At 65.6% G+C, this 24,962-nt stretch carries 20 protein-coding genes; 10 read left to right on the forward strand and 10 right to left on the reverse strand.

What is annotated here, in order from left to right:
• Entirely contained in the window at positions 1-3,165 is a 3,165-nt protein-coding gene (locus tag LZC95_10660; GenBank protein WXA97296.1) for a CusA/CzcA family heavy metal efflux RND transporter, read from the forward strand.
• Between the two features lie 112 nt (positions 3,166-3,277).
• Here LZC95_10660 and LZC95_10665 read toward each other — a convergent pair whose 3' ends face one another.
• Genes LZC95_10665 through LZC95_10680 form a run of 4 tightly spaced genes read right to left on the reverse strand, consistent with a single transcriptional unit; the run spans position 3,278 to position 7,637 of the window.
• The gene (locus LZC95_10665) at positions 3,278-4,330 is read right to left on the reverse strand and encodes an aldo/keto reductase (protein WXA97297.1); all 1,053 of its coding nucleotides are present in this window, start codon (positions 4,328-4,330) and stop codon (positions 3,278-3,280) included.
• Positions 4,331-4,364: 34 nt separating this feature from the next.
• Positions 4,365-6,215: a dynamin family protein gene (locus LZC95_10670; protein ID WXA97298.1), complete on the reverse strand. Its 1,851-nt coding sequence runs from the start codon at positions 6,213-6,215 to the stop codon at positions 4,365-4,367.
• The gene (locus tag LZC95_10675; GenBank protein WXA97299.1) at positions 6,215-7,123 is read right to left on the reverse strand and encodes a M48 family metallopeptidase; all 909 of its coding nucleotides are present in this window, start codon (positions 7,121-7,123) and stop codon (positions 6,215-6,217) included. Before LZC95_10675 ends, LZC95_10670 begins: the two co-directional genes overlap by 1 nt.
• Before the next feature lie 49 nt (positions 7,124-7,172).
• Positions 7,173-7,637, reverse strand: a complete 465-nt coding sequence (locus tag LZC95_10680) for a peroxiredoxin (GenBank protein ID WXA97300.1) — start codon at positions 7,635-7,637, stop codon at positions 7,173-7,175.
• A 68-nt stretch (positions 7,638-7,705) separates the two neighbouring features.
• Between LZC95_10680 and LZC95_10685 the strand changes: the two genes are divergently transcribed.
• The 9 genes from LZC95_10685 to LZC95_10725 all read left to right on the forward strand — a co-directional run bounded on the left by LZC95_10685 (position 7,706) and on the right by LZC95_10725 (position 17,225).
• Positions 7,706-8,434, forward strand: coding sequence for a GTPase domain-containing protein (locus tag LZC95_10685; GenBank protein WXA97301.1), 729 nt, complete (start codon positions 7,706-7,708; stop codon positions 8,432-8,434).
• Entirely contained in the window at positions 8,431-10,098 is a 1,668-nt protein-coding gene (locus tag LZC95_10690; protein WXA97302.1) for an ATP-binding protein, read from the forward strand. The genes LZC95_10685 and LZC95_10690 overlap by 4 nt, the downstream gene beginning before the upstream one ends.
• 15 nt (positions 10,099-10,113) lie before the next feature.
• Entirely contained in the window at positions 10,114-11,079 is a 966-nt protein-coding gene (thiL, locus tag LZC95_10695; protein ID WXA97303.1) for a thiamine-phosphate kinase, read from the forward strand.
• A gap of 9 nt (positions 11,080-11,088) precedes the next feature.
• Positions 11,089-11,910: an MBL fold metallo-hydrolase gene (locus tag LZC95_10700; GenBank protein ID WXA97304.1), complete on the forward strand. Its 822-nt coding sequence runs from the start codon at positions 11,089-11,091 to the stop codon at positions 11,908-11,910.
• Between the two features lie 9 nt (positions 11,911-11,919).
• On the forward strand, positions 11,920-12,852 hold the full coding sequence (locus LZC95_10705; protein WXA97305.1) for a hypothetical protein: 933 nt from the start codon (positions 11,920-11,922) through the stop codon (positions 12,850-12,852).
• Positions 12,853-12,909: 57 nt separating this feature from the next.
• Entirely contained in the window at positions 12,910-13,623 is a 714-nt protein-coding gene (locus tag LZC95_10710) for an RNA polymerase sigma factor (GenBank protein WXB00318.1), read from the forward strand.
• On the forward strand, positions 13,620-14,810 hold the full coding sequence (locus LZC95_10715) for a FecR family protein (GenBank protein WXA97306.1): 1,191 nt from the start codon (positions 13,620-13,622) through the stop codon (positions 14,808-14,810). The genes LZC95_10710 and LZC95_10715 overlap by 4 nt, the downstream gene beginning before the upstream one ends.
• A gap of 874 nt (positions 14,811-15,684) precedes the next feature.
• On the forward strand, positions 15,685-16,068 hold the full coding sequence (locus tag LZC95_10720) for a hypothetical protein (protein WXA97307.1): 384 nt from the start codon (positions 15,685-15,687) through the stop codon (positions 16,066-16,068).
• Between the two features lie 86 nt (positions 16,069-16,154).
• Positions 16,155-17,225, forward strand: a complete 1,071-nt coding sequence (locus LZC95_10725; GenBank protein WXA97308.1) for a hypothetical protein — start codon at positions 16,155-16,157, stop codon at positions 17,223-17,225.
• Positions 17,226-17,583: 358 nt separating this feature from the next.
• Here the strand turns inward: LZC95_10725 and LZC95_10730 are convergent, their stop codons facing one another.
• The 6 genes from LZC95_10730 to LZC95_10755 form a co-directional block, all read right to left on the reverse strand.
• Entirely contained in the window at positions 17,584-18,048 is a 465-nt protein-coding gene (locus LZC95_10730; GenBank protein ID WXA97309.1) for a hypothetical protein, read from the reverse strand.
• Between the two features lie 61 nt (positions 18,049-18,109).
• Positions 18,110-18,532: a hypothetical protein gene (locus LZC95_10735; GenBank protein ID WXA97310.1), complete on the reverse strand. Its 423-nt coding sequence runs from the start codon at positions 18,530-18,532 to the stop codon at positions 18,110-18,112.
• A gap of 19 nt (positions 18,533-18,551) precedes the next feature.
• Complete coding sequence (locus tag LZC95_10740; protein WXA97311.1) at positions 18,552-22,088, reverse strand: vitamin B12-dependent ribonucleotide reductase; 3,537 nt, start codon at positions 22,086-22,088, stop codon at positions 18,552-18,554.
• A gap of 452 nt (positions 22,089-22,540) precedes the next feature.
• Positions 22,541-22,897, reverse strand: coding sequence for a four helix bundle protein (locus LZC95_10745; GenBank protein ID WXA97312.1), 357 nt, complete (start codon positions 22,895-22,897; stop codon positions 22,541-22,543).
• 395 nt (positions 22,898-23,292) lie between these two features.
• Positions 23,293-23,814: a hypothetical protein gene (locus LZC95_10750; GenBank protein WXA97313.1), complete on the reverse strand. Its 522-nt coding sequence runs from the start codon at positions 23,812-23,814 to the stop codon at positions 23,293-23,295.
• A 27-nt stretch (positions 23,815-23,841) separates the two neighbouring features.
• Complete coding sequence (locus tag LZC95_10755) at positions 23,842-24,957, reverse strand: hypothetical protein (protein ID WXA97314.1); 1,116 nt, start codon at positions 24,955-24,957, stop codon at positions 23,842-23,844.
• Positions 24,958-24,962: the final 5 nt, after the last annotated feature.

Below are 24,962 nucleotides of genomic sequence, written 5' to 3' on the forward strand. Positions count from 1 at the left end.
ATGATCGAGCGTATCGTCGAATTCGCGCTGAGGCAGCGCGCGGTCATCGTGGTGGCGGCGGCCATCATCGCCATCCTGGGGCTCTTCGCCTTTCAGCGGTTGCCCATCGAGGCCTACCCCGACGTGGCCGATACGTGGGTCCAGGTCATCACGCAGTGGCCCGGCCACGCGGCCGAGGAGGTGGAACGGCAGATCACCATTCCGGCAGAGCGCGTCCTCAATGGGGTGCCCAAGCAAGTCGCGGTGCGGTCCACGTCGATTGCGGGGCTCAGCGTCATCACCCTCATTTTCGCGGATGGCACCGATAGCTACTTCGCGCGCCAGCAGGTGAACGAGCGTCTCGGCCAGGCCTCACTGCCCGATGGCGTGGCGCCCACGCTCGGGCCGCTCGCCAGCCCCGTCGGGGAAATCTTGCGCTACCGGCTGGTGAACTGCCAGACCACGCACACCCCCGAGTGCACCGACGAGGACGCGCGGATCGATCCCAAGTCGCTCAACGATCTGAAGGACCTCGAAGAGTGGGTGCTCGAGCGTGAGCTGGCGGCCGTCCCCGGCGTGGCCGACGTGGTGAGCTTCGGCGGCACGGTGAAGCAATTCCAGGTGCTGGTCGACCCAACCCAGCTCGCTGCCCGCAACCTCACCATGGACGACGTGGAGAAGGCGCTGACTGCGGCCAACGGCAACGCCGGCGGCGGTGTGGTGCATTTTGGCCGCGCTGCGCTCAACGTGCGCGGCATCGGGCTGCTCACGCCGGACCAGATTGGCGATGTCTCGATTGCCGTGCGCGATGGCACACCCGTGCGCGTTCGCCATGTCGCCACCATCAAAGTGGGCCACCAGCCCCGGCTCGGACGTGTCTCGGTGGACGCCGACAGCGACGTCGTTTCGGCCACGGTGCTCATGCGCAAGGGCGCGCAGACCGACACCGTGCTCGCCGCCCTTCACGAGCGCATCGATGACATCAACCGCCGCATCCTTCCGCGCGGCGTAAAACTGAGCCCGCACAACGACCGCACCGAGCTGATGGATCTCACGACCCACACGGTGATGAAGAACCTGGTCGAGGGCATCGGCCTGGTGACGGTGGTGCTCTTTCTCTTCTTGGGCAACACGCGCGCGGCGCTCATCGTGGCGGTGACCATTCCGCTGTCGCTGCTCATCGCGTTCATTCTGATGGACTCGGCGAAGATCCCCGCGAACCTGCTCTCCATCGGCGCGGTCGATTTCGGGATGATCGTGGACGGATCCATCGTCATGGTGGAAAACGTCTTTCGTCAGCTCGCCGAGAAACAAGAGCGCGGCGAGTCCTACGATTTGCCGCTTCTCGTGCGCGCGGCCAGCCGCGAGGTGGCGCGCCCGGTGGTCTTCGCCATCGCCATCATCGTGACGGCGTACCTGCCGATCTTCACCTTGGAACGGGTCGAGGGAAAGCTCTTCAGCCCGATGGCGTGGACCGTCGCCTTCGCCTTGGGCGGTGCGCTCCTTTTGGCCATCACCTTGGTGCCGGTGTTGACGTCGCTGCTCTTCACCAAGCGCCTGAAAGAGTTTCACAACCCGCTGCTGGAGCTCGTGCGCCGCTCGTATTTGCCGGCGCTGGGACGTGCGCTCGCGCGCCCCCGGCTCGTGTTGGTCGTCGCCGTCGTGCTGGTCCTCGGCGACGTGATCATGGCGCGTTCCATCGGAAGCGAATTCCTTCCGCACCTCGACGAAGGCTCCATCTGGATGCGCGCGTCGATGCCGTCGAATATTTCGCTCGAGGAGGCCGAGGCCCTCGTCGATGGCGTGCACACGCCCTCGCGCGACATGGCGGGCATGCGCGAGATCCTCGGGCGCTACCCGGAGGTGCGCACCTTGAGCGCGCAGATCGGCCGCCCGGACGATGGCACCGATCCCACCGGCTTTTACAATGCGGAGTTTCTGCTTGTCCTCAACGACAAGAAGACGTGGCGTCCCGAGTTCCATGCCGACAAAGACGCGCTCATCGCGGCGATGAATGCCGATTTGTCGATCATCCCGGGCGTCACCTTCGGCTTCTCGCAGCCCATTTCCGACAACATCGAGGAGGCGATCACCGGCGTCAAAGGGCAGCTCGCCATCAAAATCGTGGGCGACGATCTCAATGCGCTCGATGACATTGCCGACCAGATGGCCCGCGCGATCAAGACGGTGCCCGGTGTGGTGGACCTCGGCGTCTTGCGCGAGCTCGGGCAATCCAATGTGCATGTCTCCATCGTGCGCGAGCGGGCAGAGCGCTACGGCATGACCGTGGCCGACGTGGAGGACGCCGTCGAGAAGGGCATCGGCGGCCACGCCGTGGGCGAAATCATCGAGGGAGAGCGCCGCCACGATCTGGTCGTGCGCTACCGCGCCGACATGCGCGACAGCGTCGATGCGATTCGGCAGCTTCTCATCCCCGTTTCCGGCGGCAACCTCGTGCCGCTGTCGCAGGTGGCCGACGTGACCATTCTCGGCGGCGCCTCGCGCATCTACCGCGAGTCCAACCGGCGCTACATCGCCATCAAGTTCGGCGTGCGCGAGCGCGATCTCGGCGGCACCGTTGCCGAGGCTCAGAAGCGCGTCGCCAAGGCGGTGCACCTTCCGCCGGGCTACACGGCGACGTGGGGCGGCGAGTTCGAAAGTGCCCGCCGCGCGGGGCGGCGCCTTGCCATCGTGATTCCGCTCACCGTGGCGGCCGTGTTCATTCTGCTCTTCGCGATGTTCCGGCGTCCGCGGGAGGCGCTCATCATCCTGGTGAACGTGCTGCTCACGTCACCGTGCGGCGGCATGGCCGCGCTCTTGGCCACCGGGACCAATTTTTCCGTGTCTTCCGGCGTGGGCTTTCTCGCGCTGTTCGGCGTCTCGGTCCAGACCGGCGTCATCCTCGTCTCGTACATCAAAGAGCAGCGCGCCGAGGGCATGCCGCTGGACGAGGCCATCGAGCGCGCCGCCGATCTGCGGCTGCGGCCCATCATGATGACCGCGTTGGTGGCCACCTTGGGCCTCATTCCCGCCGCCATCAGCACGGGCATCGGTTCCGACTCGCAGAAGCCGCTCGCCATCGTGGTGGTGGGCGGCCTCTTCTCGTCGCTGACCTTGTCGCTCTTCGTGCTGCCGATGCTCTACAAAGTATTCGGCCCGCGCGAGCCACTGCGTTCGCGCTACTGATGGAGCGCCGGCATCCTGCCGGCGGTTAGCCGGCTTCCAGCCGGCGACGCGATCGACGGGCCACCTAGAAGGTGGCGGACCGCCGGCAAGATGCCGGCGCTCCATGCGATCACTACTGACGCCAGGGCACGGTGTTTAGGCCGCCGCGCGTCTTTTGATTGAGGAACTCGAGCGGCGTCGGCCAGAAGGGGTAGGGGTAGTCCACGCGGCTTGCCTCGTCCAACTTGGACAGGTGCGCCGGCCCGAGCTCGATGGATAGCGACCCAATGAGGTCGTCGAGCTGCGCTTGGCGATGGGTTCCCACGATGGGCGAGACCACCGTCGGCTGCGCGCGCAGCCACGTGAGCGCGACGCGCGCGTAGCTCTCGCCGAGCTCGCGCGCCACGGTACCGAGAACGTCGATCACGTCGAAGGCTTTCTCGGTGAGCCGCTTTTGCGTGAGCTCGCCGTCAGCGCGGTTCGTGTCGCTGGGGCGGCGGTTCTCGCGCGTGTATTTCCCGCTGAGCACACCTTGCGCGAGCGGGCCCCAGGGCACTTGCCCGATGCCGAACTCCGCGAACGTCGGCGCGTGCTCGATCTCGATGCCGCGCGTGAGCAAGTTGTACTCGTACTGCGCGCCGATCGCCGGCGTCAGTCCGTGCTGCCGCGCGAGCAGCTGCCACTCGACGATCTTGCGCGCCGGGTAGTTCGAGAGCCCGACGTAGCGAATCTTCCCCGCCCGCACCGCATCGTCGACGGCGCGCAATGTCTCGTGCAGCGGCGTGACGCCGTCGTGCATGTGCACCCAGAACAGATCGACGTAGTCGGTGCCCAGCCGCTCGAGGCTCCCATCGAGCGCGCGCGTCAGATGCTTGCGCGAGTTGCCGCCCGCGTTGGGATCCTTCACGCGGAAATTCAGCGACGCCTTGGTCGCGAGCACCACTTTGTCGCGGCGCCCCGCGAGCGCTTTTCCGACGAAGCGCTCGCTCGTGCCGTTGGTGTAGACGTCCGCCGTGTCGATGAAGTTTCCGCCCGCGTCGATGTAGCGGTCGATGATCTTCAACGAGTCCGCCTCGTTGGCGCCCCATCCCCATTCTTCGCCGAAGCTCATGGCCCCGAGGCACAACGGGCTGACGAACAGGCCGCTCTCACCGAGCTGCCGGTACGTATCCAGGCTGGTTTTCATGCCAGGGAGCTTAGCCCCCTTTACGCGGCGCCGTTCAATTCAAGTCGCTGTCGGCGACGCGCACCCGTTCCGCGTCGGGCTCCTTGGCTGGCGCCGGCGTCCATAGCTCCGTGCGCATGGTGGTGATGCGCGTTTCGGCGGCGCCGAGGCGTGCGTTCTGCTCCTCGACCTCCTTCTTGGCCGCCGCTTCGTCCTTCAAGCCGCTCTTGCGCGCGTCCTCGGTGTTCTTGAGAACCTCGAGCACCTCGCGGTGAAGCTCCTCGCCCGCCGTTACGACCCAGGTGTCCAGCTTCTGCGCGAAGTCGTCCACCATCTCGTCGATCTTCGGGCCCACCTTCGCGGCGGCTGCGCGCAGCACCTCGGGCGCTTGCTCCAGCGCCTTCTTGCGGTACTCGCCCTCGAAGCGCCCTCGAAGCGCCAGCGCCAGGATCGGCGCGGCCAGGGCGAGCAACCCACCGAGAAGCACATTGGCGAACATCACGCCGATGCCCACGGTGAACAGGGCCGCGATGCCCATGTCGTAGCGGAACGTGTCGACCTGCACGTCGAGCTTCTTCACCTCGCCCGTGCCCATCGTTTCCGCGATGCGCTTGGCGCTCTCGTGCGCGTCTTCCTTCACGAGCGCCACGGTCTTCTCGGCCAGTGCCTCCAGCGCCGTGGCGATCTCCTTCGTCTCGGCCTCGGCCCAGCGCTGGAACGTGTCCGAGAGGAATGACGGCAGGTACTGCTTCAGATCTTCGCCCTTGGCGCTGTCCACCACGTTGGGAAGCTGGCGGATCACGTCGTCGACGAACCGCTCGAGGTCCTTGCGTGCGGACGCCTTGATGCCCGCGACCTCCTCCTTGATCTGCACCCGTCGCTGCTCGATGGTCCCGGCTTGGCCCTGGAGATCCCTGGTGAGCGTCTCGATGCGCCGTGCGAGGTCCTCGCTCTTCATGGCGATGGCCCGCGCCCGTGCGTCGATGCCCTTTTGCAGGAGCTTCACCACGTTGAGCCCTTCGCCCAGGGCGTTGTCGAGCAGGATGCGCCCGCGCTCCTCCGCGAGGAACCGCGTCAGGTGCGTCACCAGTTCGGGCATGCCGCTCGTCTCGGGGCCGGTCTCACCCTTCTCCGCGCGCACGAGCGACTCCTCGGCGCTGACCGGAAAGACCACCGGGTCCTTGATCAACTTCGCGAGCTGCTCCTTGGCATACCCGAGCGCTTCGCCTTGTTCGTCCTTGTTCAACAGATCCCACTTCGTGATGACGAAGACGATCTTGTCCCGCGAGGCCTTGAGCAGCTTGTCCTGCAGGAACACGCGCTCGCTTTCCTTGAGGATCTGCCCCGCATCGAGCAGGAACAGCACCGCGTCCGCGCGCGGGATGTAGCTGTAGGTGATGTCCGCGCGCTGAAGCGACAGATCGTTCACGCCTGGCGTATCCACCAGCAAAATGCGCTCTTTGAGAAGCGGCGCCGGGTAGCCCACCTCGAGGAAGTCGACCTCGTCGGGGTGCGAATCGCCCCCCACCGAGAAACGCCGCACCTGCTCGAAGGGAAACGACTCCCGCCGGCCGTCGCTGAAGACCACGGTGGCCTCCGGCTGGTCCGCATAGCGCAAGTGGTGAATCGCCGCCGTGGTCGGCGTGACGCCCACGGGAAGGGCCGCATGCCCCAGGAGTGCATTCACGAAGGTCGATTTGCCGTGGTTGAACTCGCCCACGACGACCAGGTGAAAGCGATCTTCCGCGAGCTTGCGCACCAGATCGCGCCCGATGCGCTCGTTCAGGCTTTTTGCGCCCACCGCGCGCGCCACACTGCTCAGTTCTTCCAGCGCACCAGTGACTTCGTTTTGCCTTTTTTGGAACAGCTCGAGCGCGTCTTCCATCGAGTCTCCTTGCGTGGTCATCAGGCGTCTCCCTTGAGGAGGGCGAGCACGCGATCGTCGACTTCGCTCATGGCGATGCCGCCCGTGCCCAGGCCCGCGGCCTTCCGATACAGCTCACTCTCGGCGAAAACGCGCATCGCCAGCACGCGCTTGGGCAGCCAAGGGTGCGTGGCGAACACCTCCATGTAGCGGCCGACGGTGTCGTTCTTTCCCTCTTCGTACTGCTCCAGGAAGGCGTCGAGGTTGAACTCCTCGTAGAGCTTCTTCGAGCCCAGCGCCAACTTCGTCAATGCGCGGGCGGCCACGGCGTCGCTCTTGCCGCAGAGCATGCCCGCGCGATCGCTCGTGATTTCCGCGCGGCGCGACCAGGCCCGCAGGGCAATGAGCGCGGGCTCGAGCGCCCAGCCCACCACGCGGAGCAGCGCGCCCGCCGCATGCGTCAGGTAATGCAGCGCCGTGAGGTAGACCACGTGCTGGTTGTGAATGTGCCCGCACTCGTGACCGATGACCGTGAGCAGCTCGTCGTCGGTGTAGTGATCGATGAGCGCCGAGTGCACCATGATGAAGGCATCGTCGTTCGTGCCGTACGTCGCCGCGTTCAGCACGGGGCTGTTGACGATGTAGACGGTTGGCGCCTGGATGTGCAGCGTCTCGGCGCACGATTCGACGATGCGGCCGATGCGCGGGAACTGCCGCTCGGAAACCTTGACCGCGTTTCCGAGCAGCTGTCCCTTGCCGACCTGCTTGAAGACGCGAACGGTGCTTTGCACCGCGAGTTCGACCGCCTTCATCCGCTCGAAGGCGGCGCGCGTTTGACGATCGGAGATGTAGGCGTATTCGTGCCCGCTCGTCTCAGGCCCGCCGCCCGCGCGTTCTGCTCTCTTTTTTTCGACGTAGGCCTTGAAATCGAGCTCGGGTAGTTGGGCCATATCCGGAGGTTAACCTTTCGCGGGGCGAACACAATCGCGCGTGTCGCGGTTATTTCAGTTGCTTGATCGCGTCGAGTACGGCTTCGGCGTGACCATCGACCTTTACGTTGGGGAAGGCTCGAACGATCTTGCCCTTCCCATCGATGATGAAGGTGCTGCGGATGGTGCCCATCACCTTCTTCCCGTACATGTTCTTCTCGCCGTAGGCGCCAAAGGCGTTGTGCAAGGTCAGATCCGGATCGCTCAGCAACGGGAAGCTGAGCCCGTATTTTTCGCGGAAGTTGCCGTGGCTCTTGATCGAGTCTTTGGAGACGCCCACCACCTGCGCCCCCGCCTTCGCGAATTTCTTGGCAGCGTCGTTGAAGGCTTGTGCCTCGCGGGTGCAGCCGGGGGTGTTATCCTTCGGGTAGAAGTAGAGGACGAGGATCTGCCCTCGGAAGTCCTTCAGCTCGAAAGATTTGCCGAGATCGCTCTCGAGCTTGAAATTGGGAGCTTTGTCGCCTTCGCTAAGCATGCGGGTTTCCTACCTTTCACTCGTCGGCCTCGCGGTCCGCCAGGATCGTCAGCTAGGATAAACTCTCCGTGCAGCTCAATTTCGCCGCCCGTGAGGTCACCATCAAGCTCGTCTACTACGGTCCCGCTCTCAGCGGGAAGACGACGAACCTCCGCGCGCTGCATGGCCTGACCGCCACGGAGAGCCGCGGGCGGCTGATGACGCTGGAAACGCGCGACGATCGCACGCTGTTTTTCGACATGCTCCCGCTCGTTTTCGAGACGCCGTTGGGTCTTAGTTTGCGGGTCAAAGTCTTTACGGTTCCGGGGCAGGTGATCCACGGCTCGACGCGCCGCCTGGTGCTGCAGGGCGCCGATGGCGTGGCCTTCATCGCCGACTCCCAACTGACCGAAACGGAGAACAACGCGGCTTCATTCCTCGATCTTCGTGCCAACATGAAGGACCTGGGCGTGCGGCTTCGCGAAACACCGCTGATCATCCAGTTCAACAAGCGCGACCTCGGAAGCATTCGCTCCGATACGGAAATCGCGGATCTGGCCCGCCGCGGACGCGAGCCCGTCTTCAAGGCGTCGGCCGTGCGTGGCGATGGGGTGCTGGAATCGTTTTTCGGCCTCCTCAGTCTGACGTGGTCCAAGCTCGATTCGGAGCACCAGCTGGCGCGCACCTTGGGAATCGAGGCCAGCGCCTTCCTGCCCATGGCCGCCCAGCAGCTTGGCTACACTGGAAATGTGCAGACGCTGCTGTCGACCTGCGTGGGTGGTTCGCTGGATTTTCCGCGATCGGAGCCCCGCCCATGAGCGCGCCGTCGCCGCGAGATACCAAAGTGGAGCTGCCGGAGTCGGAGGACGGACCGCCGACGTCGCGCGATCCGCTGCTGCCGCTGGCCTCGACGCCGGACTTGGCGTCATCGGCAGAACGCGATGCGGCGTCGCTCACGAATGTGGCCTCGCTGCTGCCGGGCATGCCGCGGACGTTGGGCAAGGGGCTCATCCTCGATACCGTGCCGCACGTACCACCACAGCCGCAGTCAGCGAGCCCGCGCGCGGACGATGGCGACGGTGTGCACCTCGAGGAGCTGGTCGCACGCGAGAGCCTAGCGGAGCTGTGCACCAGTTTTTTCGGGTTGTTCGGCATCCCGGTGCGCGTTTTTTCGAGCGAGGGGGTGCTGCTCGCCGACGCCTCGCGCGAGCACGAGATTTGTGCCTACCTCGGTTCGCTGCCGCGGGCGGGCGCGCTTTGCGCGGGCACCGTGAGCGCGGCCAAGTCCCTGGATCCGGAGTCCGCGCGCCGGGCGACGGGGGTGACGCACGCGTGCTTCAGCGGCAATGCGTACCGCATCGTGGGCATCGACTACGAGGGGCGTCGCATCGGGCGCTTGATCCTCGGGCCGTATCTGCCGTCGGGTGTGACCGAGGTGCCGCCGTCGCTGCTCCACGCCGACCCGGACGTGTCGCCCACCCGGGCGCGCGCGCTCTTGAACAAGGTGCCGCGCGCCAAGGAGGAGACGGTCACGCGGATGGCGCACCATCTCAAGTGCGCGCTCGATCTGGTGCTCTGGAGCGGCCACAAGGCGATGCTCACGAGCCAGATGCACCTGGCCAGCGTGCGCGAGAGCTACCGCGAGCTCGAGGAGAAGACGCGGCGGTTGCAGGATGCGTACGACCGGCTGCGCGAGCTCGATCGACTCAAGTCGAGCTTCCTCGCGACGGTGAGCCACGAGCTGCGCACCCCGCTGACGAGCATCATCGGCTACAGCGAAATGCTGACGGAGGGCATCGCCGGCGAGCTGGGGCAGGAGCAAAAGGAGTTCGTGGTCACCATCCACGACAAAGGCGAGCAGCTCCTCGCGCTCATCACGAGCCTGCTCGATTTGTCCAAGCTGGAGAGTGGCTCGCTGAACATTCACATCGTGCCCACGTCGGTGCAGGCGCTCTTCGAGGCGGTGGTGTCCACGCTTTCGCCGTCGGCGCGTCGCAAGTCGATCGAGCTGTCCATCGAGGTGGAGCCCGACGTACGGGAGCTCAAGGCCGATGCCGAGCGGCTGCGGCAAGTGTTCGTGAACCTGGTCGACAACGCCATCAAGTTCACGCCGGAGGGCGGCAAGGTGCGGCTTCTGGCGCGCAACCTCGGCGTGGACTCGCGCGATCCCGACGTGACCGGCTTTGCCTTGCTGGCACCCGCGCAGATGCGGGTCGAGCTGCGCGTGGTCGACACGGGCATCGGCGTGCCGGCGGCGGAGCGCACGCGGGTGTTCGACGCATTTTACCAGGTCGATTCGTCGTCGACGCGCGAGTACGGCGGCACGGGGCTGGGTCTGTCGATCGTGAAGCGGCTGGTCGATGCCCACGGGGGGACCATTCACATCGAGGACAACGTTCCCCAAGGTACGGTGTTCGTGGTGCGTCTTCCGTCGGTGGCGAGCTTCGGCGACAGCACGGACGACGTCGGCGGCAAACTTTAGCAACTCGGAGGTAGCGTGCGCTCGGGCGAATTTGCGACCATTTTGCGGCTGAAAGAGCGATTTCGTTCGGACAACGCTGCGGGGATTCTGCTCGGCATCGGCGACGATGCGGCGGTGCTCGAGCACGTGGCGGCGAAGGCCTCGCACAAGCTGGTGTGGACCATCGACGAACAGGTGGAAAAGACGCACTTCCGTCGCGATCTCGCGGGCTGGATCGACATTGGCTGGCGCTCGTTCATGGCCGCCGCCAGCGATCTGGCCGCGATGGGGGCCGAACCTTGGTGCGCGTTGAGCGCACTGTCGCTGCCGGCGGACTTCGAGGACGAGGACCTCGATGCCCTCGCACGCGGGCAGCAGGCGGCGGCGTTGCGCCTGGGAACGAGCATCGTGGGCGGGAATTTGACCCGCGGCGAGGTGGTCACGGTCACGACGACTTTGCTGGGCACCGCAGAGAAGCCGATGCTGCGCAATGCCGCGCAGGCGGGCGATGGCATTTGGGTGGCGGGGCGCGTGGGGCTGGCGGCGGCCGGGCTTTTCGCGCTCGAGCGGCGCCTGCACGACGATCGGCTCGACGGCGTGAAGGAGGCGTGGCTGCGACCTTGGGCACGCATCGGCGAAGGCCGGCACGCCGCGGGCCGCGCAAAAGCGCTGGTGGACGTGTCGGACGGGCTCGCGCAGGACGTGGGACACATCGCCGAAGCCAGCGGGGTGCGCGCGGTGTTCGACGAGGGCGCGCTGCGCGAGCATGCCAAGCGCACCGGGCTCGATTCCATCGGGGAACTCGTGCTGGTGGATCCTTTGGAGCTGATGTTGGCTGGGGGCGAGGACTATGCCTTGGCGGCCGCCAGTGAGGTGCCGCTCGAGGGCTTCTGGCGTGCGGGGACGTTCGTGGAAGGGCAGGGGGTCGCCTTGAAGCGAACCACCGGTCGAGAACGCGAGCTGTTCGAGCTGGGGTTCGATCACTTCCGTTCGCGCATGTAATCTTGGCGCATGCGCGTCTCTTGGTTGGCGGTCTCGCTCTCGCTTGGCTCATTTGGCTCGATCTGCATGGCGGCTTGCTCGAAGGAGCCGCCCGCACCGGCGCCCGCGGTGTCGTCGTCGCCGGCGGCTTCGGTTTCGGCGACGGCATCGGCTTCGCCGCTCCCCAGCGAGGGCGCCAAAGATAACTTCGCGACCTCCAAGGGCGACCTGCGCGTGGTGCCCATTCACCATGGGTCGCTGGCGTTCGAGTTCCGCGGAAAGGTCATCTACGTCGACCCCGCGGATGCGGATTTCAGCGGCCGCCCGAAGGCGGACTACATCTTCGTCACGGACATCCACCCGGACCACCAGGATCCGAAGGTGATCGAGCTGCTGAAGAAGGAGGGGACGGTGCTCGTGGGGCCGCCCGCGGTGGGCGAGAAGACGCCGCTCACGGTGACGTTGAAGAACGGCGAGACGAAGGACTTCGAGCTATTTTCCGTGGCGACGGTGCCCATGTACAACTTGAAGCGCGGTCCTGCGCCGGGGAAGCTCTTTCACGACAAGGGGCGGGGCGATGGGTACATCTTCACCTTCGGCGAGAAGCGCGTTTACGTGTCGGGCGATACCGAGTGCACGCCGGAGATGCGCGCGTTGAAAGACATCGACGTGGCGTTCGTCTGTATGAATCTTCCTTATACGATGACGCCCGCGGAGGCGGCGGAGTGCGTGAACGCGTTCAAGCCCAAAGTGGTCTATCCGTACCACTACCGAGAATCGAAGCTGTCCGAGTTCGAAGCCCCGGTTCGCGCTGGCGGCTCCAGCGAGATTCGTCTTCGCACCTGGTACTGAAGACGGGGCATGGCGGATCCGCTCATCATTCTCCTTTTGGTGGCCTCGCCCGAGGTGGGCGACAACGTCACCTCCTCGATGAGCGCGTCGGCGCGTGAGGCGCTGGGGCCTCAGGCCCACGTGCTCGTGGAGAATCGGAAGGATCTGCCCTCGGACGACGAAGCGCTGGTGCTGGCCACCAAGGCGCATGCGAAGGCCGTCGTCGAACTGCGCTCTTCCGCGGGCACGAGCGGAACACGGATGCTGCTGCATGCGCACGTGCCCGGCCAAGGAGGCTGGATCGATCGGACCCTGACCTTCTCCAACGTCGACGACCCCTCCGAGCGAGGACGCACGGCGGGGCTGGCGGTGGCCTCGATGATGCCGCTCGAGTGGCGCATGCCAGCGCCCCGGGTCACGCCGCCGCCGCCACCCGAGAAAGAAAAGCCGCCGCCCGCGAAGGAGCCGTGGCGGGAGAGGGCGGCCATCGATCTCGCCGGCCTGGTGGCGCTGGGTGGGGCTCGGCCCGCGTGGGGCGGGCAAGGCGCGGTGCGCGTGGACCTCACGCGCATCGTCGGGCTTCGAGCGCTCGGAGGTGTGCGATTCGGCTCGGTTCCCGATGCCGGCGCCGATGCGACCACGGTGTCCTTGGGCGGCGGTGCGGCGTTTCGCATTGCGGCCTCTCCCAGGGATGCGGCGCGCTGGGAGCTCGCGCTCGCGGGCGATGTGTTGGCGCTGCAGCAATCGCTTCGACGCGAGGGGGCGACGGAGTCGCGCTGGCTCTTGGGCGTGCAGGCTACCGCCGAGGGGGCGTGGTTCTTCGTGCATCATGTAGGCCTGGTGGCGTCCGTCAGCGAAGAGCTCGCATTCGGTGCGACGCGCGTATTCGTCGGACCCGACCGCGTGGCGACGCTCACGCCGTTTCAAACCTTGGTGAAAGTGGGTATTCGCGTGCGGTTTTGACGGAGTCTGGCGCGTCCACGCCTGATTCTCCAGGGGTTGCGGTACATCGTGTTGGAGATGGCGCGCGGCGTTCCTCGATTGCGGCTGGTCCGCGAGGGTGACCCGGAACCGGCCTCCGAGAAGGGAGCCGGGAAGGCCCCTACGTTGCTTGCGCTCGACGACAGCGAGCTCATTGCCGCAGTGCGTGCGGGTGAGCGGTCGGCCGCCGCCGCCTTTCACGATCGTGTGCGCGGTCGCATCGATGCAACGCTCTATCGCCTGCTCGGCGGGCGAGACGTCGATCACGACGATCTCGCGCAGCTTAGTTTGATCGAGCTGGTGCAAACGCTGGATCGATTCCGCGGCGACTGTTCGCTCAATTCGTGGGTCTCCACGGTGACGGCGCACATCGTCTACAAGCACATTCGCCGGCGCCGGACGGAGCGCCGCATCTTCGCGAGCAGCGACGATACCGACAAGGAAGCGTACGCGGGGCCGAGCTCGAAGCGCGTGGTGGTGGCACGCGATCTCGTGGCGCGTGTGCGGCGTCATTTGGATGCCCTCGATCCCGACAAGGCGTGGACGTTTCTTCTGCACGACGCGTGCGGCTACGATCTGCGTGAGATTGCGAAAATCACGGGTGTGAGTGTAGCGGCCGCGCAATCGCGGCTCGTGCGTGCGCGGCGTGATCTGCACGCGCACATTGCAGCGGACCCCGAGCTCGCCGACGAGCTCCAACGCCGGCGTAGCGGCGAGGCTTCGGCGAGCGATACGAAGAGGGAGGAACCATGAATCCGCGTCCACTCTATGCGCGCCTCGCGGCGGAAGTACTCGCGGAGGAAGGTCGGGACGACGTTCCCCTGGTATCGCCGGGCGATCGCGCCCGCGCGATTGACGTGGTGTCGGAAGCGATTGCGCAGCGGGACAAGCGCCGCCGTCGCACGCGCGGCGTCTTCGTGGCGCTGTCGCTCGCCGCCTCGGCGGTGCTGGTGTTCGGGGCGGTGCGTGTGCTGTCGCATCACGCTGCGGTGCCGTCCGGCGAGGGTGTGCTCACGGCGAAGGCGCCCGCGGTTGCGCCCAGCGTGGATCCCATCGCCACGCCCCTGGTGGGCGACGTGCGCGTGCGCTCGGGCGATGTGGTGCGGGCGATCGCCCAGGGAACACCGCTCTCCGCGGGCGACCACGTGCTGGCCGATGGCGCGGCGCGCGCGAGTGTGACCCTGGTGACGGGAACGCGCCTGGCGCTGGAGGGGACGTCGGATCTCGCGATGACGCAGTCGGATCCCGCGATGACCGTGTTCACCTTGGTGCAGGGCGCGGTGCGCGCCGATGTGGCGAAATTGAAGGCGGGGGAGCGCTTTCTCGTTCGTACGGCGGATGCGGAGGTCGAGGTGCGCGGGACGTCGTTCCGCGTGGCGGTGATGGCGGCCGATACGTCGTGCCCCGTGCCGGTGGCGACGCGGGTGGAGGTGACCGAGGGCATCGTGGCCGTTCGCCATGGCGCGACGGAAGTGGCGCTTCATCCTGGTCAATCGTGGCCCCCGCCCTGTACCTCGCCGCGCGCGTCGGTACCGGCGGCTCACCCGGTTCATGCTCCGAAAAAGGTCGCCCCGGCGCATCCGCGCGTTACGCGCGAGAGTCCGGCGCCGGCCGAGCACGAGCCGCAGGCCAGCTCGCCCAGTTTGCCAAGCTCGCCCAGCTCGCCCAGCTCGGATCTGGGGGCGCAGAACGACATGTTCGCCAAGGCGATGCAGGAGAAGCAGAGTGGCCGCCCGAGCGCAGCGGTGGCGACGTTGGAGCGATTCGCCGCGACGTATCCGGCGAGCCCGCTCGCGGAAAATGCGGTGGCGGAGCGAATGAAGATTCTCGCAACGTCCGATCGCGCACGCGCACGATCCGCCGCACGCGATTACCTATCGCGGTATCCTCGGGGCTTCGCCCGTATCGATGCGGAGAAGATCCTTGCGACGAGTCCCTAAAGTCTCTTTTGCTGCTCTTGCCGGGGGCGTCTGGTTCGCATGGATGGCGGCCTGCACGGGCGACCTGCGATTCGCCGGGGATGCGGGGCTCAGTGACGGCGGGCGAAATGGCGATGGCTTCGATGCTTCCCTGGATGGGCGCGGCGGAGGAGGAGCGGACGGCGGGGAGGGTGGAATGCCGGGGGAGGGCGGCACGCCGCGTTGTGTGAAAGATGTAGACTGCAAGCTTCCAGGTCTGCATTGCGACATGGCATCGCACACGTGTGTGGAGTGCGCGAACGACAGCCATTGCACCGGGTTCGATGGCGGCTGGCCGCATTGCGATACGGAACGTCACCGGTGCGTGGTCTGCAACGTGCCGAACGATTGCCCCTTTGGCATGACGTGCGAGCCGATTACCCGAAAATGTGTATTCACGTGCGATGCGGGCATATGCCCGGGCACTCGTACTTGCAATGCGCGCAACGTCTGCATCGAGTGCACGTCGACGGCCCAGTGCTCCTCGTCTGGCCGTGTTTGCGAAACGGCAACCGGCTCGTGCGAGCAATGCACTGCCGATAGCGATTGCCCCGCGGGGCGTCCGCGATGCGACCGGACGCGCGGTTCGTGTGCACAATGCATTTCGCAAAACGATTGTGCGGATGGTTCGGTGTGCGACTTTCGAGCGAATACCTGCTTCGCGATTCCGCAAGACGAACCTTGATTGAAATATTTCGCTCGCGCGTGCCTGCTTACGCGAGGTCCGGGGTACCGATAGGCAAATAAACAAGAGCGAAGTCGGTCGCTCGAAAGTTCGTTATCGCATTTCGCTCCTTGTTGCGATGACGGGCTTTCGGGCGCCGGCTCCGCTCGCCCTTCTCCGAGGAGGCAAACCATGCAACAACACCGCTCACCGGGACTGGTTCTCTTGGCTCTTCTCGTTTCCGCACCGATCGTGATGGTCGGCTGCGGCGGCGATGATTCCGGGAAATCGGGTACCCAGGCTTCATCGCTCACCGGGCATGTGACCGCCGCAGACGAACCCGCACCGCCTGCGCCGCCCGAGCCTCCGACGCCGCCCACGCCGCCGGATCCGCCCACGATTCCGACGCCCCCCGACCCGCCCACGATCCCGACGCCGCCTGCGCCTGTGGCGCCCGGCCAGGCCGCCGACGCTCCAACGCCGCCCACTCCACCGGCGCCGCCCACGCCGCCGGATCCGCCCACGATTCCGACGCCCCCCGACCCGCCCACGATCCCGACGCCGCCGTCGCCCTGACGGGAATCGACCCACGCGGAAGCAAACGAGACGACAGACGAGACGGGGGGGGAATCGTTCCTTGGTTTCTTGATTAGGAGGCATAAATGAAACTTCGTCCCTCACATTGCATCATCTTGTTTGCTTCCGTGTTGACTCCGGTCCTCGCCAATGTCGGTTGCGGCAGCGACGACGGTGATGGGTTCACGACGACGCCCGATAGCGGGGCGAAGAATGATTCAGGAGGTACCGATTCGGGAGCGTCTCCGTCCGATTCGGGTGGCAATTCGGAGGATGGGGGTACCTCCGGCGGCGATTCGGGCACGGGGGATGGTGGGACCATCGATGCGGGACCGGCCATCTACGTGGTGAGCGCAACGGTCGACGGATTGGCGTCCGACAGTGGCGTGCCTGCGCAAGGGCTCGTACTTCAGAACAACGGCGGGAACAACCTTGCCGTCAATGCCGACGGCACGTCCCAGTTCACCCAGCGATTGCCCAACAACACGACGTATGCGGTAACGGTCTATCAACGCCCGGCGGGCCGCAGCTGCACGGTGGAGAAGGGCACCGGCACGGTCAAAGGTGCCAACCCCGAGGCGGCGCTGGTTCACTGCGTTCCCGCGCCGACGTACGTGCTTCACGTCAACGTCAGCGGATTGGGGAACGCGGCGCAGCCCCTCATTTTGCGGAACAACGGCGGCGATGATCTTCGCGTCTTCACCGATACGCAGAATGCGAATCAGAACAACTTTGCCCACCAACTCGGGACCGGTGACAAATACGCCGTGACGATCGCGCAGCAGCCGGGTGGTCGCAAATGCACCGTGGGCTCCGATGGCAGCGGCACCGTCGGCACGGCCACCGTCAACGTGACGGTCACCTGCGTGCCCGCGTACACGGTCGGCGGTGCGGTCCAGGGCCTCACCGGTACGAACTCGGTGGTTCTTCAGAACAACGGCGGTGACGACACGAAGGTCACCGCCAACGGCAACACCCCCGTCCAATTCACGTTCCCGACGAGCCTCGAGGACGGCGCGGCCTACAAAGTCACGGTGCACACCCAGCCCACCGGACAAACGTGCACCGCAAGCACGGCCGCCGGATCGCAACCGGCCGAAGGGAAGATCGACGGCGCCAACGTCAATCGCATCGTGTTCAACTGCACGACACCCTGAGCGGTCCGATACGGATACCGAGTCCGATTCGGATACCGACTCCGATACCGATTCCGATTCGGATACCGATTCCGATTTCCGACTCCGATTCGGAGTCGGTCTTCGGAGTCGGTCTTCGGAGTCGGCCTTCGGAGTCGGTCTTCGGAGTCGGCCTTCGGAGTCGGTCTTCGGAGTCGGCCTTCGGAGTCGGCCTTCGGAGTCGGTCTTCGGAGTCGGCCTTCGGAGTCGGTCTTCGGAGTCGGCCTTCGGAGTCGGTCTTCGGAGTCGGCCTTCGGAGTCGGTCTTCGGAGTCGGCCTTCGGAGTCGGTCTTCGGAGTCGGCCTTCGGAGTCGGAGTCGGTCTTCGGAGTCGGTCTTCTCTACAGCCCCGAGCAGAGCGGGGGCAGGGTGGCCTTGCCCTTGAGGATCTGACGGAGCGGCTCGAGCTCGGGGGCCTGGGCGCCCTTCGACGGGCCCACTTGCATGGCCAGCGCGTCACACTGGGCGGCGATGGCTTGAAGCTGCGCGGACTCGGGCGAATTGCCCATGGCCTTGGCCTGCGCGCGCATGGCATTGCAGCACTGTTTGACGCGCGACTGGCTCGTCGTCATGCCGGAGCCCGGCTTCTTCGCCGTGGCCGCGTCGGTGCCTGCATCCTCGCCGGCGTCGGGCACGTCGAGCGGTACCAGCTCGGCGGGGGCCGAGGACGCGGCGGGCGGCGGGGGCGGCGGTGCAGCATCGACCTCCGCAACCGCCTCTTTTTTCTTGGGGCAACCGAGGACGAGCATCGGCATGCCGATCATGAACGACAGCGCAAAGAGGGAACGGAGCGGGGAGCGAGTCATTCTGAGAGCCTCCTGTTGGCCGAGGACCCTACAAGGTTCGCCGCATTCCGTCGACGTTTCGTCATTCCAAGTCGGGCGCCGCACCCACCGTCGACCGCACGGTCTCGGTTTCCATGCTCTCCGCTTGCGCTGCCATATGCAGCCGGATACCCGAGGAAATGAGGTCTTGCGTGGTCGGCGCATCGTCCGGCACCTGCTTGCCGTAGTCGATGGTCACGGGCTCACTCTGGAAGGCCAGCGCCCACTCGTCCCACTCCATGATGATCGGCTTGACGGGAACACCCTCCTTGGCCCGTCGCTGCTTTGGTGGCGGCTCGAACTCTTTCAGCTCCTTCAACTCTCTCGAAGACGAGGGACGGCGCTCCCTCACGGCCTCGCTTGCGACGCCGTACCTGGCGGCAGCCGCGTCGTTCGCGAGCCCATACTTGCCAGCGAAACTTTCGTCCGCTGCGCTCACCGTCCCTGCTTCGAAAAAGAGCTTCAAGCCGTAAGTCCTACGGGGCCTAGCTGCACCCCATGCTGTTTCCGCAATTCAGGCATTTGTAGCATGCACCATTTCGGACCGTGATGTGGCCACATACATCGCAAACTGGCGCGTCACCCATCATCGCGTCCAAGTGCGCCGAAAGGACACCACCGGCCACGTTGCCGACTCCGACTCCCAGGTTCTCGGTGCTAGCGCCTGCGCTCGGTTCCCCGCGGCCTTCGAGGGTTTCGCTCATTGCCGCGCTGCGTGCAGTCGCCTCTTTCGTGTAGCCGAAGTCGAGCGCCGGACGTTGTTCATCCGCCGGTTGTCGTTCGGACACGGGACGCGCATTGGACAGGTCCGGCCCGGTGAGCGTGGGGTTCGACTCCTCCGGTTTCACGTGCGCCAGATCGTAGCGATGCAGGTACTCGACACCGAGAACGCGGAACAGATAGTCCACGATGCTCGTCGCAATCTTCACGTTCGGGTGCCCCTCGACCACGCCTTGCGGCTCGAAGCGCGTGAACGTGAATTGATCCACGTACGTCTGCAGCGGCACGCCGTACTGCAAGCCCACCGAGACGCTCATGGCGAAGCAGTTCATCAACGAGCGGAAGGCTGCCCCCTCCTTGTGCATGTCGATGAAAATCTCGCCAAGGCGCCCGTCTTCGTATTCGCCGGTGCGGAGGAAGATCTTGTGCCCGCCCACGCGCGCTTCTTGCGTGAAGCCGCGGCGCTTCTTCGGCAGGCGGATGCGCATGCCGTATTCGCGCGTGCCCTTCGGCGTCAGCGCCAAGGACAGCTGCGGAGTGTTCTCCACCGTCGTATTCGGCACCGGATCCAGCCGCTCGAGAGCCTTGGCCGCGATCTTGGGTGCCTCCGCTTTCGCGTCTTGCGCGTCGCTCTTCGATTCGCCCGAGCTGGAGAGCGGCTGCGATGCCTTGCACCCATCGCGGTAAAGCGCCACGGCCTTGAGTCCGAGCCGCCAGCCCTCCTCGTACAACTTCGCCACGTCCTCGACGGTGGCGTCGTTGGGAAGGTTGACCGTCTTCGAGATGGCGCCGCTCAGGAACGGCTGCGTGGCCGCCATCATTTTGACGTGGCTCATCGGCGCGAGGTAGCGCTGGCCAATCTTGCCGCAGCGGTTCGCGCAGTCGAACACCGGGTAGTGCTCGGCCTTCAGGTGCGGCGCACCCTCGATGGTCATGCGCCCGATGATGACGTCGCCCGCCTCGGCAATCTGCGACTTGGTGAAGCCGAGCTTCTCCAGCAAGGATCCTTTGCCCGTGGCCCCGGCCACGAGGCGCGTGTGCGCCGCCTCACCGAGCACCCACGGCGCAAACGCGGAGTCGAGATCGAACACGCCGGGCAGCGCGGCCTCGACCTTCGCGAGGTCCTCGTCCGTGAAGCCCTTTTCCTTGAGCGTGCGGCGGTTGATGGCCGGCGCGGCGAGCAGCGTGTTCGTGCCGCTCACGTACGCCACGATTTCCTGCACCTCCGCCTGCGAGTACCCGAGGCGCGAGAGCGCGGCGGGCACCGACTGGTTCACGATCTTGAAGTACCCGCCACCGGCGAGCTTCTTGAACTTCACCAGCGCGAAATCCGGCTCGATACCCGTCGTGTCGCAGTCCATCAGCAGACCAATGGTGCCCGTCGGTGCGAGCACGGTGGACTGTGCGTTGCGGTAGCCGTGGAGCTCGCCGAAGTGCACGGCGTCGTCCCAATCCTCGCAGGCTGCACGGTAGAGTGCGCCCACGCCCGCGTCCTTCGACTCGCCGGGCAACCAGCAATCGTCGCGCGAGATGGCGTAGGCCGCATCGCGGTGCATGTTCATCACGCGCAGCATCGGCTCGCGGTTCTTAGCGTAGCCCACGAAGGGGCCCTTGCTCTTGGCCATCTCCGCGCTCGCCTTGTAGGCGTGGCCGCACATGATGGCGGTGAGCGCGCCGGCAATTGCGCGGCCCTGGTCGCTGTCGTAGGGCACGCCGAGGAGCATCAGCAGCGAGCCGAGGTTCGCGTAGCCGAGGCCGAGCGGCCGATAATCATGGCTGTTCTGCGCGATGCGCTTCGTCGGGTAGCTCGACAAGTCGACCAGCACCTCTTGCGCGATGAAGAAGATGCGGCACGCATGCCGGTAGCCCTCGATGTCGAAGCTGCCGTCGTCGCGGAGGAACTTGATCAAGTTGACCGACGCCAGGTTGCACGCCGAGTCGTCGAGGAACATGTACTCGCTGCACGGGTTGCTCGCGTTGATGCGCGACGTGTTGGAGCACGTGTGCCAACGGTTCACCGTGGAGTCGTACTGCAGGCCCGGGTCCGCGCATCCCCACGCGGCCTCGGCGATCTTGCGCCACAGGTCCTTCGCCTCGAAGGTCTCGCACACTTCGCCGGTGAGGCGCATGCGCGTGTGCCACTTTCCGCCGGCGAGCACCGCCTTCATGAACTCGTCCGTCACGCGGACGGAGTTGTTCGAGTTCTGCCCGCTGATGGTGTGGTACGCCTCGCCGTTGAAGTCGTTCGAGTAGCCGGCGCGGATGAGGGCGTGTGCCTTCTTTTCCTCGCGCATCTTCCACTCGACGAAGTCGACGATCTCGGGATGGTCCACGTCCAAGCAGACCATCTTGGCCGCGCGGCGCGTGGTGCCGCCGCTCTTGGTGGCGCCGGCCGCGCGATCGAACACCTCGAGGAAGCTCATGAGGCCACTGGAGGTGCCGCCGCCGGAGAGCTTCTCCTGCTTGCCGCGGATGGCGCTGAAGTTCGTCCCGGTGCCCGAGCCATACTTGAAGAGGCGGGCCTCCGACTTCACGAGCTCGTAGATGCCCATCAAGTCGTCCTGCACGGACTGGATGAAGCACGCGGAGCACTGCGGGCGGCCGTAGGCGTTCTCCGTCTCGACCACGGTGGTGGTCGACGTGCCGTCGGCGGCGAGATCGCTGTCACCGGCCGCGGGATCCCAGGCCCAGTTGCCGCCGGAACCTTCGATGCCGTACTGATGATAGAGCCCGCAGTTGAACCACACCGGCGAGTTGAACGCGCCGTACTGATGCACCAGCAAATACGAGAGCTCGGCCTCGAAGGTGTCAGCCGCTTCCTTCGTGGCGAAGTAGCCGCCAAACGAATCGGCCGCCTGACGAATGGTGTTCGCCACGCGATAGACGACCTGCCGCACGCTGCGCTCGCCCGCCTCCGGCGCACCATCGGCGCGCGCGAGCGATGCGGGCATCTTCTGGATGCCGGCTTTGCGGAAGTACTTCGAAATCACGATGTCGGTGGCGAGTTGGCTCCAGCCCACCGGCACCTCGGCGCCCTCCATCTTGAAGACGACGGAGCCGTCCGGATTCGAGATCGTGCTCGAGCGACGCTCGTAGAGCACTTGATCCAGCGGATCGAGCCCCGGCTGCGTGAAGAAACGGCGCACGGGCACCTCTTCGTGGCGGCGAGATTCGGTTTTCGGCTGGGGCGTCTGGACGGGCGGCGACGATTTGGTGGAGCTCGAGGGATTCTTTTTCGTCTGCTTCGCCGTCATCGCGTGGGTTCGCCCATTCGAAACTTTGCCGAAGTCCGATTCTGCCATGACCGCCTCCTGGTGCGCTTAATGGGGGGTCCGTTCAGGTATCCGTGGAAAGCGACCCCTGAACGGAGTCAAACGTAAAACCTGAACACGCCCCTGAACAGCCCCCCAGTTACCGATTCGTGTCCCCGCCCGCTAAAGAGCCGTCTGACGCAGTGCGCAAACCAGCACCGGTCGCGGAAGTCCTTCTAACCACAAACCATTGTGGTCGTCTACACCGTTCGACACCATCCATTGAGACCGCCATCTCAGGCGATGTCGACAGGGCATGTAAGTATCCGAGATCCCTAAAAGATGTCCAGGGGTGAACACAGGTTCTATACAAGCGGTCCGCAACTTGCTCGCCTCTTGTTCAGGTGTTCTCCACATTTTTTCCACCCCGTCGGGCCCAAACGGGGTTCGACAAAGGCACCGGACAGGAGCTGGATGCCGCCATCCAGCTCCTGCCGCGCGCACTACCGCCTAGCGCCAAGGCGGTGAAGCATGGCGGCGACACGATCGAGCGATTGCTCGCCGGCATCGATTTCGCGTTGCTGCACATAGCCCCACGCGACGGCCACGCGCAGTGCGGCGCGTGATTCGCTGTTCGAGCCAGCCGCCGTGGAGAAGCGCGCGATGCGATGACCGCCTTGGCTGCGGTTGCCTTCGGCGATGTTGAGGGCGACGGAACTGAGGGCGCGTCGAAGCTGCTCGCTCAAATCGCGATCGCAGCGCTGGATACGCGCAACCGTCGGACGGAGCGTTTCGATGCACTGGAGCGCGAGCTCGAGGGCCTGAAAAGAAGAGGGGCGGTGATTCGGGTTTGCTTGCATGCCCCCACCCAGCGAAAGAAGCGTGACAGCGCCTAGCACCCAAAATGGTCAACCGACTGGCGCTGGCGCGCTTCTTTCGCGCACGGCATGCAAGCAAACCCGAATCACCGCACCGGTTCAGGGGAGGATGCCGACTCCGACGCCGATTCCGAAGGCCGACTCCGATTCCGAAGGCCGACGCCGACTCGGAATCGGAGCTCGGAGTCGGAACTCGGAGTCGGAGTCGGAGTCGGAGTCGGAGTCGGAGTCGGAGTCGGAGTCGGAGTCGGAGTCGGAGTCGGAACTCGGAGTCGGAGTCGGAGTCGGAGTCGGAGTCGGAGTCGGAGTCGGAGCTCGGAGTCGGAGCTCGGAGTCGGAGTCGGAGTCGGAGTCGGAGCTCGGAACTCGGCTCTCCCCTACGCCGGATCCAAATCAATATCGCAATTCAGCGTCCCCCCGAGCTCCTCGAGGTTCCTGCGCAGCGTCTTCACCGACACCTCGTTGGGCACCAAGATGATCGACCTCATGGTGAAGACCGGTGTCCCCATGAACGGTGCCGACTCGAGGCGCGTCTCGAGCTCCTCGATGTTGACGCCCTGCTCGTGCAAATACCGCGTGAGCTTGTGCACGATGCCCGGCTGGTCCATCGAATAACTGCGCAGCTTGAAGGGAACGCCGCCGCGCGGCGCGGTCTTCTCGGCGCTCGAGAACTCGATGCTCAGGCCCATGGTGCGTGCGGCGCCCGTCAGCGCTTTGCGCGTGGCCTCGAGCGTCTCCTTCGTGCCCAGAACGAGGGCCACCAACGCGAACCGGCCGCGCAGGTTGATCATGCGCGAGTCGGCCAGGTTGGCGCCGGTGGCGTGGATGTGCCCCGAAAACTCCGATGTGATTCCCGGTCGATCCGGCCCTACGGCGGTGATGACGAGTTCCTCGGACATGACGTTCGTTCTCCGATCGTGAGAACGTTACTGTAGATCGTTCCGCAGGTCGGTGACACGCTGGACGGCGGCGTTGAAGCTCGTGGCATCGAGCTCCCCGTTTTGGAGCGCCGTGGCCAGGGCGCTTGCGGCGGATTGTCCTTGGGCCACGTCGCGCGCCGAACAGAGCAGCAAGTCGATGCCTGCTTTCGCCGCGAGCAAGCCGCGTTGTCCGGCCGTGCCGTACGCATCGAGGGCCCCCGCCTCCAGCGCATCGCTCACGATGACGCCCGTGAAGCCGAGGCGGGTGCGCAGCTCCTGCTGCAGCACGGTCGACGACAAGCCGGCCGGACGATTGCGATCCAGCGCCGGGTAAACCGCCCACGAGGGCATCACCAGCTTCACGCCGGCCGAGATCGCGGCCGGGTAGGGCGACTCGTCCACGTTGCGCAACGTGGAGAGCGACGCGTTGAGGGTCACCGGCCCTGCGTCGGTGTTCTGGTTCGTGCTGGCCGAGCCAAGCCCCGGAAAATGCTTCGCCGTGGAGGCCACGCCCACCTGCTGCTCGGCGGTGATGAAGCGCTTGCCCAAGTTGCTCACCACCGCGGGATCTTTGCTGTACGAGCGCTCGTACCGATCGAGGAAGTCGCCCTCTCGCCTGTAGACGTCGATCACGGGCGCAAGGTTCACGTTCATGCCGACGCTGCGCAGATTGTTGCCTGCGTCCGTCCCCGTTTGTGTGGCCAAGGTCGGCGCGTTCGAGGATGCGCCCACGTCCTTGGCCGACATCACGGGCTCGCCCGGCAGCCGGCGAACGATGCCGCCTTCCTGGTCCGTCATCAGCAGCAACGGCGCAGCGATGGGGCTCTGCTTCTGCGCGGCCACAAGTTGCTCGATGACACCTTTGATTTGCGACGGGCTCGAAATGTTCTCGCCGAAGAAAATGACGCCCGCCGCCTCGCCCGCGCGGATGCGATCGAGCAAGCTCGCCGGTGGCGTGAGACCCGGGTACGAGTAGATGATGCGCTGACCGGCCAGCTGCGCCGGCGTCAGCGCTTCGAGTTCCGCGCTTCCCCATTCGGACAAGGAGCCATCCGAGGAGGAACTGCAGCCAGCCATGGCAACCAGCGCGACCGAGAGCGCGATCCAGCGGCTCGTCATCATGAGCC

Source organism: Sorangiineae bacterium MSr12523 (assembly GCA_037157775.1).
Classification (GTDB): Bacteria; Myxococcota_A; Polyangia; order Polyangiales; family Polyangiaceae; genus Pendulispora; species Pendulispora brunnea.